Origin of the sequence: Vibrio sp. J383, from assembly GCF_023503985.1 — a bacterium.
GTDB classification, from domain to species: Bacteria; Pseudomonadota; Gammaproteobacteria; order Enterobacterales; family Vibrionaceae; genus Vibrio; species Vibrio splendidus.
Map to the genome: position 1 here is coordinate 175505 of NZ_CP097294.1, position 14754 is coordinate 190258.

The window sequence follows — 14754 nt, forward strand, 5'->3', positions numbered from 1 at the left end:
GAGAAGGATATGGAAATAAACCGCTTTAAAGCATCCGACGCCGACGAGATCGTCACTTGGTTTACATCCCTAGAAGACTACGTGCTGTGGGGTGGGCGAACATTTGGTTGGCCGTTAAAAGCAACCTCCATCATCGAACGCTCTCAAGAGCCACATGTCGAGCTATATACCTTCTCTGCATCTAAGTCATACTTTGAACCGAACGCTGATTCAAACGCCAACTCAAACGCCAGTGACTTGCTTGGTTTTATGGAATTTCAACGCATGTCGGACAGCGAACTTCGCTTTTGCCGAGTCGCGATTCACCCAAACCTTCGAGGTAAAGGGTTAGGACAATCGATGCTTGAAACGGCCTTAGAAGCGGCGAAAGAAATACCGAATGTCACCACCATCACCTTAGCGGTATTTAAGCAAAACTACGGTGCGAAACGATGCTACGACAAAGCGGGTTTTGAGGTGGTAGACAAAGAGCCGAGCGTGAAAGAGTTCAATGGCAAAACGTGGCCCCTGTATCAAATGGAATTAAAGCTCAGCTAGCATGTTTTACTTGGCTCGGTCGTTTTAATTGCTAGATCTGACCCCATATCTTAGAAACTCGCATTAATTTGGAACCTCCAATGACCCAAGAAAAATTCGACACTATTTATCAACGTGCGGCTCACCGTAAAGGTGGAGCTGCCGAGCTCGAAAAGATTGTTCGCGCGCCCCTTTCCCAATCCGAGCTATCGCAGATCACCGACGATCGCTGGCTGGCCGCCTTTACCGAAAAGGTATTCCAATGTGGTATTTCATGGAATGTAGTGAGAAAGAAATGGCCGCAATTTGAAGAAGTGTTCTTTGAATTCAATATCGAAAAAATGCTGATGCTGCCGAATGAAATGTGGGAACAGAAAGCGCAAGACCCGCGTATTATTCGCCACCTCACCAAGGTGATGACCATCCCTGCCAATGCCACCATGATCCACAACGCCAAGCGTGAAGCCGATTCATTCTCGCAAATGGTTGCCGACTGGCCATCAGAACGTATCACCGAGCTGTGGGATTACCTGAAAAAACACGGCAAGCGATTAGGTGGTAATACTGGTGCCTACACTCTGCGCCAAATGGGTAAAGACACCTTCATCTTGTCATCAGATGTTGAAGCACACCTACGCAGTACCGATGTGGTGGATAGCGGCCGTAACACCAAGCGAGCACAACTGGCAGCGGGTAAAGCCTTCAACGAATGGCAGCAACAGTCAGGTCGTAGCCTGAGCGAAATCAGCCAGATTGTTGCCTACAGCTGCGGTGATAATCGAGTTTAGTTGGATTAAAAATGGCTTAAAGCTAAAGATTGCACACAGTTCCCTGCAAACAAAATGTTATAAGTCATTAACAAATAAGCGTGCATCGCACTTTCATCCGGTGGCATTGTATAGATAAATGTATACAATATAGAGTAACTCTCATGAATTATTCTCGACTAACCCAACTCGACTAAACAAGGGCCCTTATCTCTATGACAGCTCTCAAAAATTCTGTCTCCAAAGGTGTAAAAACGAAAGTAACAGGCCAGACTCAAGACGATGTTGTTTACTGCCATATCTTCGACGCGATACTAGAACAAAGGCTGCCACCAGCCACCAAATTAAGCGAAGAAGCCTTAGCAGAAATCTTTAGCGTTAGCCGCACCATTATCCGTCGTGCCTTACTGCGTCTCTCTTTAGAACAAGTTGTGGTGATCCGTCCAAACCGAGGTGCCATGATTGCAGCCCCAACGGTTGATGAAGCCAAGCAGATATTTAAAGCACGTGAAGTAATGGAAATTGCTATCACTGAGCTAGCGGTGAAAAACGCAACCAAAGCGCAAATCGAAGAGTGCCGAAAGCTCGTTGTAAAAGAGAACTGCGCCTTTGACCAAGGTGACTACGGTTCCGGCTTACGCTTGTCTGGCGAGTTTCATATCAAGCTGGCTGAAATGGCTGAGAATGCGCCACTGCTGGCTTTCCAACGCAGCTTGGTATCGCAAACCTCACTGCTGATCGCTCAGTACGAAACGGGCAATCACTCGAACTGCTCTCTAGACGAACACTCAGGCTTACTGGATGCGATAGAGTCAGGCAACGAACAACAAGCTGTAGAATTGATGCAAGAACACCTAAGCCATATTCGTTCGAAGCTCAACCTAGACAGCAGCACGGCTTCTAGCGACCTGCATGTCGTGTTCTCTGATCTGCTTAAGAGCAAGTCATAGAAGATTCAACAAACGATTGATAACCATCCGTTAACAACTTTTTGTTAACAGCTTTTCGTTAACAGCTTTTTATTAACAATACAGGAGAGAAGTAAGCCTCTGCGTTTACTTCTCTTTTTTATGCCCTCTCCTCTAAAAACAAATACGACGATCGACTCACATCCATCTAAAAATTCTGTCTATTCTGGCCTCAACAACGATCTTAGCCTCTATAGAATCACTTCCAACAGTGCCATAAACCCCTCCTTTATCTTGTATACATAGCTATCAATTCATTCACATCATAAAACTGTTCGCTTTTAATTCAACCCCTTATAAAACAAGCAACTAAAGTTAAAATAAAATTGTACACAATCCCTACAAAAAACTATTTGTTGCATTTTTGTAAATAAATAGTTGACCACAGGGTCAGGATGGATAATTATTGACCTAGAAGTCAAAAAGAATACACATGGAAATATGTCGATTTACAAGGAGGTCTCTTGATTACTTTTTTGCTCAATCAGGAAATAAGACGTGAAGATAATCTGTCGCCAAATATGACAGTGCTCAACTACCTTCGTACCAAGGTTAATAAAACCGGTACCAAAGAAGGTTGTGGGTCGGGTGACTGTGGTGCATGTACGGTAGTTCTGGGCGAAGTGGTTGATGGACAGCTGCAATACCGCTCGGTGAACTCTTGCCTGACTTTCGTTTCAGCGCTGCATGGAAAGCAACTGATCACAGTAGAAGATCTACAAAACCGAGATCGCTCTTTGCACCCAGTACAGAAAGCGGTGGTGGATTTTCACGGTTCACAGTGTGGTTACTGCACGCCGGGCTTCATCATGTCGATGTTTGCGCTAGGCAAGAACAAACCCGATGCGAGCAAAGAAGACGTCATGGAATCACTGGCGGGTAACCTATGTCGCTGTACTGGCTACCGACCAATTGTTGATGCTGCGATGTCGCTTTCAACAGACCAGCCTTTGATCGACCAATTTGCTGAACTTGAACGCAACACCATCAAGAAGCTAGAAGGTATTCAAGACACTGAAGCCAACTTACGCCTTGGTCACCTCACCGCTTTTTCCCCGAAAAGCACTGATGAGCTGGCCAAGCTTTTTCAAGCACATCCGAACGCTAAGCTGGTTGCTGGCGGCACGGATTTAGCACTGGAAGTCACACAATTCCATCGCGAGATTGAAACACTGATCAGCGTAAACCTTGTGGAAGACATGAAGGTGTGCGAAGAGACCGACACCGATTTAATCATTGGTGCCAATCTGCCTATCAGTGACTCTTACGCACTACTGAAAAAGCACTATCCAGATTTTGGTGAGCTACTGCACCGCTTTGCTTCACTGCAAGTGCGTAACCAAGGCACCATTGGCGGTAATGTGGCGAATGCTTCACCTATCGGTGATACCCCTCCTCTGCTGATTGCTTTGGACGCGAAAATCAAACTTCGCTGCGGAGACGAGTCACGCACCATGCCGATAGAAGATTACTTCATCAGCTACAAAGTGACGGCGCAAAAAGAGAGTGAATTCATCGAACAGATCATCATTCCTAAGCCAACCAACGACAGCTTCCGAGCTTACAAAGTGTCGAAACGTTTAGACGACGACATCTCTGCGGTGTGTGGCGCGTTTGATATTCAAATTGAAGATGGCAAGGTTTCTTACGCTCGTATCGCTTTCGGCGGTATGGCAGCAACGCCTAAGCGTGCAACTCGTTGTGAAAATACGTTATTAGGCAAACCGTGGACAGACGCTAATATTAAGTTAGCGATGCAGGAACTGTATAACGACTTTGAACCGCTCTCTGATTTCCGTGCAAGCCAAGAATACCGTTCATTGTCGGCGGCCAACATGCTGCGTCGCTACTTCATTGAACGACAAAATAAAAACAACCAAATCGAAACAAGGGTAACGTCTTATGTCTAAATCAAATTCCTCTGGTCACAAGAGCAATGCGATGACCCACGAAGAGATGGTTACCATTGCAAAACAAGACCTAAAAACTGGCGTAGGTAAAAGCGTTAAACACGACAGTGCAGCCAAGCAAGTCACGGGCGAAGCGGTATACATTGACGACCGCCTAGAGTTCCCAAATCAGCTGCATGTATACGCACGCCTGAGCAAGCAAGCGCACGCTAACATCACCAAAATAGACCTATCTCCATGTTACGAATTCGAAGGTGTGGCAATTGCTATTCAAGCGAAAGACGTACCGGGTGAACTGGATATCGGCGCCATCCTACCGGGTGACCCACTGCTTGCTGATGGCAAAGTAGAATACTACGGTCAACCTGTGATTGCCGTGGCAGCTAACGATTTAGAAACTGCACGTAAAGCCGCACACGCTGCAATCATTGAATATGAAGAACTGCCTGCGATTCTTGATGTAAAAGAAGCGCTAGAGAAAGAACACTTCGTAACAGAAAGCCACACTCAACAACGTGGTGACTCGAAAGCCGCACTGGCAAAAGCGAAACACGTGATCTCTGGTGACCTAGAGATCGGCGGCCAAGAACACTTCTACCTAGAAACCCAAATCAGTAGCGTGATGCCAACCGAAGACGGCGGCATGATCGTGTACACCTCGACTCAAAACCCGACCGAAGTTCAAAAACTGGTTGCGGAAGTAATTGGCGTACCGATGCACAAAGTCGTGATTGATATGCGTCGTATGGGAGGTGGTTTCGGTGGTAAAGAGACTCAAGCGGCCTCTCCAGCATGTATGGCTGCGGTGATTGCCCACCTCACCGGTCGACCAACCAAAATGCGTTTGCTGCGCAATGAAGACATGCAGCAAACCGGTAAACGCCACCCGTTCTACAATCAATATACGGTCGGTTTTGACGACAATGGTGTGATTCAAGGTGCCGACATTACCGTTGCAGGTAACTGTGGTTACTCACCAGACTTATCAAGTTCTATCGTCGATCGTGCGATGTTCCACTCAGACAACGCCTACTACCTAGGTGATGCAACTGTGGTTGGTCATCGATGCAAAACCAATACCGCATCGAACACCGCTTACCGTGGCTTTGGTGGCCCGCAAGGCATGATGACCATCGAGCACATCATGGACGAGATTGCGCGTTACCTGAAAAAAGATCCTTTGGAAGTACGTAAGGCGAACTACTACGGCGAAGAAGGCCGTAACGTGACCCATTACTACCAAACCGTTGAAGACAACTTTTTACCTGAGATAACCGAACAGCTTGAGCGCAGCAGTGACTACCACGCACGTCGTAAAGAAATCGCTGAGTTCAACAAGCAAAGCCCTATCTTGAAGAAAGGCCTTGCGATCACACCCGTGAAATTCGGCATCTCGTTTACTGCGACTTTCTTGAACCAAGCAGGTGCGCTCATCCATATCTACACCGATGGCAGTATTCATTTGAATCACGGTGGTACGGAAATGGGGCAAGGCTTGAACATCAAAGTGGCACAAATCGTTGCACAGGAGTTCCAAGTCGATGTCGAACGTATCCAGATCACCGCTACAAACACAGACAAAGTTCCGAACACATCACCAACCGCAGCCTCATCGGGCACCGACCTCAACGGTAAGGCCGCGCAAAACGCCGCAATGACCATTAAGCAGCGCCTGATTGACTTCGCTTCTGCGCACTTCAAAGTGTGGCCTGAAGAGGTGGTGTTTAAGAACGGCATGGTGCAGATCCGCGACGAGATCATGACCTTCAACTCATTTGTTGAACTGGCTTGGTTTAACCAAATCTCGCTATCGAGCACTGGCTTCTACCGCACTCCGAAGATCTATTACGATCACGAGAAAGCGCGCGGTCGCCCGTTCTACTACTACGCATACGGAGCATCTTGTTCAGAGGTTATCATCGATACCCTAACCGGTGAGAACAAGATTCTGCGTGTTGATATTTTGCATGACGTGGGCGCTTCATTGAACCCAGCAATTGATATCGGCCAAGTCGAAGGTGGCTTTGTGCAAGGTGTCGGTTGGTTAACGACGGAAGAGTTGGTTTGGAACCAGCAAGGCCGCTTGATGACCAATGGCCCTGCAAGTTACAAAATTCCAGCGATAGCTGATATGCCAATTGATTTCAGAACGCACCTTTTAGAAAACCGCAACAACCCAGAAGACACCGTATTCAACTCGAAAGCCGTGGGTGAGCCACCTTTCATGTTGGGTATGTCGGTATGGAGCGCACTGAAAGACGCGATTAGCTATGTCGCCGTCGATGGCGCGATTCCTAAGCTCAACACACCTGCGACACCAGAGCGTATTCTGATGGCGATACAGGAGGTCACTGAAACGGCTCCGACTTCGGTCGATGCTCAATCAGAAACAGCTTAGGGCTCGGTTTATATAGACCGCTTAGGGCGCAATAAATAGCTTAGAGCACCTATAAATAGCTTAGGAAGCATAAAAGGGATTTAGGAGGACGTATGTTTAAGGATAATTGGATTCACGAACTGGCAAAACTGGAAGAGAACTACGAACCTTGTGTGATGGTGACGGTTCTTGAAGACAGAGGCTCCGTTCCACGTGATGCGGGCACCAAGATGCTTGTCACTCGCGACCGGATCATCGCCACGATTGGTGGTGGTCACCTTGAACATGTGGCTACTAAAATGGCTCGCGAGATGCTGATTGCCAGCGAAAAATCACTCAAAGTAGAACGCTTCAACCTAGGTGCTCGTTTAGGCCAATGTTGTGGCGGAATGGCAACGTTAAGCTTTGAGCCGATTGGCACTCAGCAAAACCACCTTGTGCTGTTCGGCGCAGGCCATGTTGCCAAAGCGCTGCTGCACATTGTCGCAACCCTGCCCTTCCGCGTGACCTGGATTGATGAACGTGAAGAAGTATTCCCTGAAACGCTGCCACACGGTGTGAAAAAGCTAGTAAGCGACGATCCAGTCGGTGAAGTGAAACACATGCCACCGAACAGCTATTACCTTGTGATGACCCACAACCACCAGCTTGATTTCGATTTAACCAAAGCCATCATCGACCGTGAAGACAGCCGTTACTTCGGTATGATTGGTTCGCTAACTAAGCGCAAGAAGTTCGACTTCCGCTTAGAGCAGCGCGGCTATAGCCAAGAACAAATTGAAACCATGCTTTGCCCTATTGGTATTAGTGCGGTGAATGGCAAACATCCTGCCGAAATTGCGGTGTCGGTTGCTGGTGAACTGATCGCACACTATCAAGGCCAAGCACTTGAACAAAAGCGCCCAACCAAACACTATCGAAATCAGGATTTGACCGATCAACACAGTCAACCAAGCGACGTAGGCGAACCACCATTGGAAGAGAAGATCGCCTAATAAAAGTCGCAAAGCTTCAGTGGCCATAAAGTCGCTGAAGTCATTAAAAGGAAGTAAACATGACAACGCAACGCAAAGCTTATCGCGCCAGTATTTTACACAGCGTCGCCGACCCAAAAGACGTCGGTATCGATGAGTCTTACGACTATTTTGAAGACGGTGTTTTAGTGGTTGAGGACGGCCATGTCGTCGACTTAGGCCATGCCGACGAAGTATTAGCTCGCCAACCTAAAACACTCGAAGTAAAACAATACAAAGACAAGCTGATCACCTCTGGCTTTATTGATACGCACATCCACTACCCTCAAACAGGGATGATCGCGTCTTACGGTGAGCAACTTCTTGATTGGTTAGAGAACTACACCTTCCCAGAAGAAAAGCGCTTCAAAAACCCAGTCTACGCGCACAAAGTCGCTAAGCTATTCCTAGACGAGTTAGCCAGCAACGGCACCACCACGGCACTGGTATTTGGCACGGTACACAAAGAGTCGGTTAACGTATTCTTTGAAGAAGCTGAGAAGCGTAATCTACGTATGATCGCGGGTAAGGTTCTGATGGATCGCAATGCGCCAGATTACCTCACCGACACACCAGAATCTGGCTACGCAGACTCTAAGGAGCTGATCGAAAAATGGCATAACCGCGGCCGTTTGCTTTACGCGGTGACACCTCGTTTTGCGCCAACCAGCACACCAGAACAACTTGCTACTGTCGGTAAACTGCTAGAAGAGTACCCAGATGTGTACATGCACACTCACCTTTCTGAAAACGAGAAAGAGATCGAGTGGGTGAAATCGCTGTTCCCAGAACGCGACAGCTACCTAGATGTCTATGACCATTACGGACTGCTTCACAAACGTTCGGTATTTGCTCATGGTATTCACCTTTCTGATTGTGAATGTAAACGCCTTGCCGATACTGAATCTGCCATCGCCTTCTGCCCAACTTCTAACCTTTTCTTAGGCTCGGGGTTGTTCCGATTACCAGAGATGGAAGATCACGGTATTCGTGTCGGCGTGGGTACTGATGTAGGCGCAGGCACCAGCTTCTCAATCCTGCAAACCATGAGTGAAGCGTACAAGATCATGCAGTTACAGCATAAGAAGCTGCACCCAGCTAAGTCGCTGTTCTTGGCAACACTAGGCGGCGCACGTTCGCTGCATTTAGAAGACAAGATTGGTAACTTGGAAGTGGGTAAAGAAGCGGATTTCGTGGTGTTGGATCTACACGCAACTCAGCTGATGCGCTTTAGAATGGAACAGACCACCAAGCTTGAAGAGAAGCTGTTTGTATTGATGAGTTTAGGTGACGACAGAACCGTTAGCGAGACTTACATCTATGGCGAATGTATAGAGACTAATGATATGAACAATAAGTGAGGGTTAGGGATCTAACGGACCTTTGAGGGATCAAGTGGGAGAAAATTAGGCTTGAAGCTAGATACAGTGCGGGGTTTGAGATTTTAGGTCTTGAGCCCCGCTTGCGTTTTTGGCTGTTGAGCAATTTTAGCTGATTTGAGAAATCCTTTCTAATTTATGTGATTTAGACTATCAAAGTGAGCACTGACTGTTTTTGTTTGTTCGCTGTTTAAATCGAGTTTAAACATTTAAAACGTGAGGCGTTAAAGTCTAACCTTTCTAATCCTCGTCATCAGAACACGCACCGCTTCACCAATGACCTCAATATCATTTAGGTCATCTCCTGAGAAAAACATTTCGTCGTACTCTTTGTTATCGCTTTTTATTTTAAGTGTCTGTTTTATATGGTTGTATTGAATTCTCTTTATGAATAGATCATCTTTCAGACGAATGACATAAACCCCTTCATGTAAAAAGCTATCTAAATTTATCCGTTGTATTAGCACCAGGTCATCTTCATAGAGCGTGGGCTCCATGGAGTCGCCCTTTACAGGAAGAATGAATAGCTCTCTACGGTTCGTTACGCCATAGAGCGATAGAAGCTCTTTCTGGATTGCTACGTATTCATTAGCTTGGTCTTGTTCGTATGGGACGCAACCATGCCCCGCAGACACAGTGACATCATAGACGGGAATTTTAATAGTATCACCAAGATAGGCAACAGAAGGCTCTCGTACCTCGTTGTTTTCTAAGGAGTCTATAACTGATTGAGGAAGGCTGCTTCTGTGGTATTCAAATGCTCTCCCTTTCACCCCTGGAGCCTTTCGTTTCTTCCATTCTTCATTCCTAGCTTTATTAGTTACTCCTTGGGGAGTATCTGGCATCCCGTTCTTTCCAACCAAGTCACTTGTTAAAAACCACTCTTTCATTTAAACCACCTAAAAAGAAAGCTATCTTGCTTTTAAGATTTGCTTTTTCTTTTAATTTTTAGTCAATACAAAACAACAACTTAAATAAAATCATCACAGAATTGCTAGATTTTTAAAAGAAAGCAGTTGCTTTAACGTTTCTTTCAATCTAATCTCTTTCATACACAACGGGGTAAACGCACAGAGTTACACCGATTACTAACTTTAAATGGTGACATGAAATGGATAAAGAAACAAACAATGCAGATTGGCACCGTGTAGACATCGTGGCCGCACTTCATAAGAAAGGAATTTCTCTTACTCAGCTTTCAGTTAGAGAAGGTCTAGCAGCAAGCACATTAAGAAACGCTATGCGCGTCAAATACCCAAAAGCTGAAAAAATCATTGCAGAAGCAATTGGGGTTCAACCATCAGTTATCTGGCCTAGCCGATACTAGAAGGAGGACTTATGTGGATTCTAGCTAAAGACCTTTTAGGAGTTGCAGGGTTGCCCGAAACACCTCAAGGAATATCGTATAGAGCGAGAAAGGAAGGATGGCAAAAGCAACAAGCTAAAGGCGTTAAAGGACGTGTACTTGAGTATCGAGTATCCACTCTTCCAGTCCAGGTTCAAACCGCCTTGATGAGAAAACAAGGCAAAGTTCAAGTTGGCGATCAGGTTCTTGAGTTGCCGAAAAAGAAAAGCGAGCAGTCGTATTGCCGTGAAGCGCTTTGGGCTCGTTGGAGTAAGAACAACAACGCTGCCAAAGAGAAAGCACAGCAAGCATTGCGCACCGTTCAAGCTGTGTTTGCACTTAAGAATAACGGCATCAAGTTGATGGACGCTTACCAATCGGTCTCTGAAGAATATGGCGTGGCACTTTCTACTTTGCGCCGCAGCTGCGCGAAGGTGAAAGGAATAGACGAATGTGATTGGGCTCCAGCTCTGCTGCCTAAAAACTTTGAATCATCCCAAACTCAAAAGCCGAATCAGTTTGCCTACATCACACCTGAAGCGTGGGAGTTTTTCAAAGCTGACTACTTGAGCCTAGAGCAACCAACAATGACCGTTTGTTACGAACGCCTTATTGATACAGCCCCTTCGAAGGGTTGGAAAGTTCCAAGTCTAAAAAGCTTAGATCGTCGAATGAAACATGAAGTGCCAGTGCAGCAACGCATCATGCTTCGTGAAGGTGAACACGCACTGCACCAAATGTTCCCACCGCAAGAACGTACCGTTGAAGGGCTTCACGCTCTGGAATGGATTAACGGCGATGGCTATCAACATAACGTGTTTGTTAAGTGGTTTAACGGTGAAATTCTTCGTCCTAAAACGTGGTTTTGGCAAGACATTTACAGCCGCAAAATTATTGGTTGGCGTTGCGACATTAGTGAAAACACAGACAGCATTCGTCTTTCATTAATGGACGTTTGTGAAAGGTTCGGTGTGCCTAAAGAACTGACTTTGGATAACACCAGAGCCGCTGCAAATAAATGGATGACGGGCGGCGTTCCTAACCGTTACCGCTTCAAAGTAAAAGCAGACGATCCACTTGGCATCATCCCAATGATGAATATCAAGTTGCACTGGTCGAGCGTGATATTAGGCAAAGGCCACGGCCAAGCCAAACCGATAGAACGTGCGTTTGGTGTGGGTGGCCTTGAAGAGTACATCGATAAACATCCACTTTGCCGTGGCGCTTATACAGGCCCGAACCCAATGGCAAAACCAGACAACTACGGAAGCAAGGCGATCGACGCGGAAGACTTTCTACAAGCCATCGCTAAAGGCGTGGAAATGTATAACGCGAAAGAGAACCGGAACACCGAAGTGTGCAAAGGGTTTATGAGCTTTAACCAAGCGTTCAATGCCAGTTATGAAACGGCAGCAATACGCAAGGCAACCACCGACCAATTGCAAATGATGATGCTACAAGCCGAGGCAGTAAGAGTGTCTAAACACGGCACCATTTCACTGGACGCTGGCGGAAGTTTGAAAGGCCGTAAGAACCGCTATTACAGCGAGTCGATGATGAACCATGTTGGCCAAAAACTCGTGGCACGTTTCGACCCATTAAAGCTGCATGAATCTATCGAGGTTTACACCTTGAATGGCGTTCGAATTTGTACCGCTGAATGTCTTGATAAGACTGGATTTGGCGATACGCAAGCGGCAAGAGAGCACAAACGCAAGCGCACACAATTTACCAAAGCGAACAAGATTGCTGCGCAAGCTCAAACAGAAATGGATGCACTGGAAGTGGCTGCAATGATGAAGCCGCTTGAAGAAGAAGTGCTACCTGAAAGCAAAGTGGTTGAACCATTCAGACCCGTATCGATTGGCAACACGGCGGCTAAGGCCATAGCGCTAGAAGATGAAGACGAAGATTACGAACAGAACTTCAGCCAAAGCGTTTCAAACCTGTTTGAACAGAAATACAAAAACAAGCTTTAAACCCTATTTAAACCTTCCATAAATGGAGATTGATATGAGTACAAACGTAGTTGAACTAGGCAATGCAGAGGCTAAGCAAACCGACATATTAATGCGCATTCGTGCATTAACAGAATCGAAGGCTGTTTCAGCGTCTCAGATTGCAAAAGAGATCAGCGTATCACCTGCCACGCTAAGCCAAATATTGAACGGTTCATACAAAGCTGACCCAGCCAAGATGATTGAAAAACTGAACCAGTGGTTACGCATGAGAGAACAGCGTAATGCCACGCCAAGCAAAGACCCTGGCTTTGTGATGACACCAACGGCTAAGCAGCTGACCGACGACATGATGTATGCCCAAGTGACCGAATCTATCGTGGTTATTTTTGGGGCGTCTGGTGTGGGTAAATCAGAAGCGCTGCGCGAATACAAACGAAGCAACAACAACGTATGGATGATCACTTCAAGCCCAAGCCGTTCAAGCCTTACTGAGTGCCTATATGAACTGGCTATGGAACTAGGCATGGACGATGCGCCACGCCGTAAAGGCCCACTGTCTCGCGTTATCCGAAACCGCCTGATTGGTAGCGAAGGGTTGGTGGTGATTGATGAAGCGGATCACCTTGACTACCCAACACTGGAAGAGCTGCGAATTCTGCAAGAAGAAACGGGCGTTGGCATGGTGCTAGTGGGTAACAACAAGGTTTACACGCAGCTTACAGGTGGTCGCCGTAATGAAGATTTTGCGCGCTTGTTCTCTCGCATTGCGAAGAAGCGTGGCATCCACAAAACCAAGCAAGCAGACGTTCGTGCCATTGCTGATGCATGGAACGTAAACGGTGAGTCTGAACGCGGGTTAATGCTGCAAATCAGTGAGCGCCCAGGTGGCCTTAGATTGCTAAGCAAAACACTCAAACTGGCGGCGATGTTTGCCAAAGGCCAAACCATTAGTGAGCAAGTGCTACGCAAAGCGTTTGCTGAATTAGAAACCAACGATTGAGGTGAGATATGACGTTCAAAGCAATGGTTCGTTGTGATGCCGCTGGCTGCAATGAAGAAGCCGAACTCGAATGTTTTGACCCAGCGAATGCAGAAGACGCTGTTTTTGAGTTAGGCGAATGGTTCGTGGATTCGATGGCCTGTGACCATTACTGCCCAGCTCATGCAAAAGCAGCAAAGAAAGAATGGGAAGAAGAAAACCCAAGACGAACTGGCATTTACCCAACCATGGTTGGCTAAGGAGAAAGCAATGATGCATCTAAATGAAAAACGTCGCGCTGTGGCAAATGCCCTGTCTCGATTAGAAACGGCAGGAAGCTTGATTGTGAATGTAAGCACTGGCATTGCCATCCCTGTTATTACCATCGAGTTTCCACCTGTATGGCTTGTTAGTAAATCAAACGAAGTGCGTGAACAGGCGGGTAAGACACTTAAAGTTTCACACATCGCAAAGCTTAGCGGTTGTCTAGTTCGTTGGGTGGAAAGTGAGACCGACAACATCAACGCGAAGTACATGACTCAGTACTTAAACCCATACGCACCTGAGCTTATTGCGGTACAACCTAAGAATTTTTAATAAGTGAGAACCAAATGAAAACCATTAGCAAAGAAAAATACATAGAGCTTTTAGAAGAGCAACGTCAGCACTTAGAAAAGAAAGTAGAAGCCGTTAAAGATGATTTGTTCACTCTTGAAACTGCCATTGAAGATCTAGATGCACGTGACTTCGACGAAGTTGAAGTTACCGAAAAAGACGGCACTTTTACATTCAATATCGTGGAGAAAAACAATGACTAATCAAACCCAACCACAAGAAGGTTTCCGCTTCAACGGCCAAGGCCACCAAGTACCAGTAAGCAAAATCAAAGACGTTGATTTACTGCGTGATGATGTTGTTGCCGACATCGTACAAAAAGCGATTGCGACACAGGAAACCCTTGCGCTGTTTAAAAAAGAAGTCATGCAGAACGTCGCGGATTTTGTAGACCTAAGCTCTGCTGAATTTGATGTGAAATACGGTGGCACCAAAGGCAACGTTACGCTGCTTTCGTTTGATGGCAAATACAAGGTGCAACGCTCAATTGGAGAGCACCGTGTGTTCGATGAGCGCATCCAAGCGGCTAAGGCAAAAATTGACGAATGCATTAACCGTTGGAATGAAAATTCAAGCGATGAAATTAAAGCCCTGGTTGATTTGTCTTTCCGCGTAAACAAACAAGGTCACATCGATGTAAACCAAGTGCTTAGCCTTCGCCAGCTAAACATTACCGACCCTGATTGGTTAGAAGCGATGGACGCCATTGCCGATTCAATCAAGGTTGTTGGTAAAACGCCTTACCTTCGAATCTATGAACGCCAAGGTGATGGTCAGTACAAACAAATCGCTCTTGATATCGCCAAGCTATAGCGAGGTGTGAATGTTACTGATAAGCACCCGATATGGAGAGATAAACGTCAGTCGCCATGCTATCGAAAGATGGCGACAACGTACGGGTCGCAGCCTTCCACAACTTGTAGA

Annotated in this window: 15 protein-coding genes; 14 read left to right on the forward strand and 1 reads right to left on the reverse strand. The window is 46.4% G+C overall.

Features of this window, described 5'->3' with window-relative positions; genetic code table 11:
* The first annotated feature begins 9 nt into the window (after window positions 1-9).
* The 7 genes from M4S28_RS17290 to guaD all read left to right on the forward strand — a co-directional run bounded on the left by M4S28_RS17290 (window position 10) and on the right by guaD (window position 8912).
* On the forward strand, window positions 10-537 hold the full coding sequence (locus M4S28_RS17290; protein WP_249633324.1) for a GNAT family N-acetyltransferase: 528 nt from the start codon (window positions 10-12) through the stop codon (window positions 535-537).
* A gap of 80 nt (window positions 538-617) precedes the next feature.
* The gene (locus tag M4S28_RS17295; protein WP_249633325.1) at window positions 618-1304 is read left to right on the forward strand and encodes a DNA-3-methyladenine glycosylase I; all 687 of its coding nucleotides are present in this window, start codon (window positions 618-620) and stop codon (window positions 1302-1304) included.
* Between the two features lie 194 nt (window positions 1305-1498).
* Window positions 1499-2233, forward strand: coding sequence for a GntR family transcriptional regulator (locus tag M4S28_RS17300; protein ID WP_017086635.1), 735 nt, complete (start codon window positions 1499-1501; stop codon window positions 2231-2233).
* Window positions 2234-2772: 539 nt separating this feature from the next.
* Window positions 2773-4161, forward strand: a complete 1389-nt coding sequence (gene xdhA / locus M4S28_RS17305) for a xanthine dehydrogenase small subunit (protein WP_231899844.1) — start codon at window positions 2773-2775, stop codon at window positions 4159-4161.
* Complete coding sequence (gene xdhB / locus M4S28_RS17310) at window positions 4154-6559, forward strand: xanthine dehydrogenase molybdopterin binding subunit (RefSeq protein ID WP_249633326.1); 2406 nt, start codon at window positions 4154-4156, stop codon at window positions 6557-6559. The genes xdhA and xdhB overlap by 8 nt, the downstream gene beginning before the upstream one ends.
* A 92-nt stretch (window positions 6560-6651) precedes the next feature.
* The gene (gene xdhC, locus M4S28_RS17315; RefSeq protein WP_249633327.1) at window positions 6652-7533 is read left to right on the forward strand and encodes a xanthine dehydrogenase accessory protein XdhC; all 882 of its coding nucleotides are present in this window, start codon (window positions 6652-6654) and stop codon (window positions 7531-7533) included.
* 59 nt (window positions 7534-7592) lie between these two features.
* The gene (guaD, locus tag M4S28_RS17320; protein WP_249633328.1) at window positions 7593-8912 is read left to right on the forward strand and encodes a guanine deaminase; all 1320 of its coding nucleotides are present in this window, start codon (window positions 7593-7595) and stop codon (window positions 8910-8912) included.
* 242 nt (window positions 8913-9154) lie between these two features.
* On the opposite strand, the gene M4S28_RS17325 is transcribed toward guaD, so the two are convergent.
* Window positions 9155-9820, reverse strand: a complete 666-nt coding sequence (locus M4S28_RS17325; RefSeq protein WP_249633329.1) for a helix-turn-helix domain-containing protein — start codon at window positions 9818-9820, stop codon at window positions 9155-9157.
* 221 nt (window positions 9821-10041) lie between these two features.
* On the opposite strand from M4S28_RS17325, the gene M4S28_RS17330 reads away from it, so the two are divergent.
* The 7 genes from M4S28_RS17330 to M4S28_RS17360 are packed head-to-tail and all read left to right on the forward strand — an operon-like array spanning window position 10042 to window position 14643.
* Complete coding sequence (locus M4S28_RS17330; protein WP_017096631.1) at window positions 10042-10257, forward strand: helix-turn-helix domain-containing protein; 216 nt, start codon at window positions 10042-10044, stop codon at window positions 10255-10257.
* An 11-nt stretch (window positions 10258-10268) separates the two neighbouring features.
* Entirely contained in the window at window positions 10269-12254 is a 1986-nt protein-coding gene (locus tag M4S28_RS17335; RefSeq protein WP_249633330.1) for a transposase domain-containing protein, read from the forward strand.
* Window positions 12255-12288: 34 nt separating this feature from the next.
* Entirely contained in the window at window positions 12289-13236 is a 948-nt protein-coding gene (locus tag M4S28_RS17340; protein ID WP_249633331.1) for an AAA family ATPase, read from the forward strand.
* 8 nt (window positions 13237-13244) lie between these two features.
* Complete coding sequence (locus M4S28_RS17345; RefSeq protein ID WP_249633332.1) at window positions 13245-13475, forward strand: hypothetical protein; 231 nt, start codon at window positions 13245-13247, stop codon at window positions 13473-13475.
* A gap of 10 nt (window positions 13476-13485) precedes the next feature.
* Window positions 13486-13812, forward strand: coding sequence for a Kil protein family (locus tag M4S28_RS17350; RefSeq protein ID WP_017096627.1), 327 nt, complete (start codon window positions 13486-13488; stop codon window positions 13810-13812).
* 14 nt (window positions 13813-13826) lie between these two features.
* Window positions 13827-14033, forward strand: a complete 207-nt coding sequence (locus M4S28_RS17355) for a hypothetical protein (protein WP_249633333.1) — start codon at window positions 13827-13829, stop codon at window positions 14031-14033.
* The gene (locus tag M4S28_RS17360) at window positions 14026-14643 is read left to right on the forward strand and encodes a DUF3164 family protein (protein ID WP_249633334.1); all 618 of its coding nucleotides are present in this window, start codon (window positions 14026-14028) and stop codon (window positions 14641-14643) included. Before M4S28_RS17355 ends, M4S28_RS17360 begins: the two co-directional genes overlap by 8 nt.
* Window positions 14644-14754 lie beyond the last annotated feature (111 nt).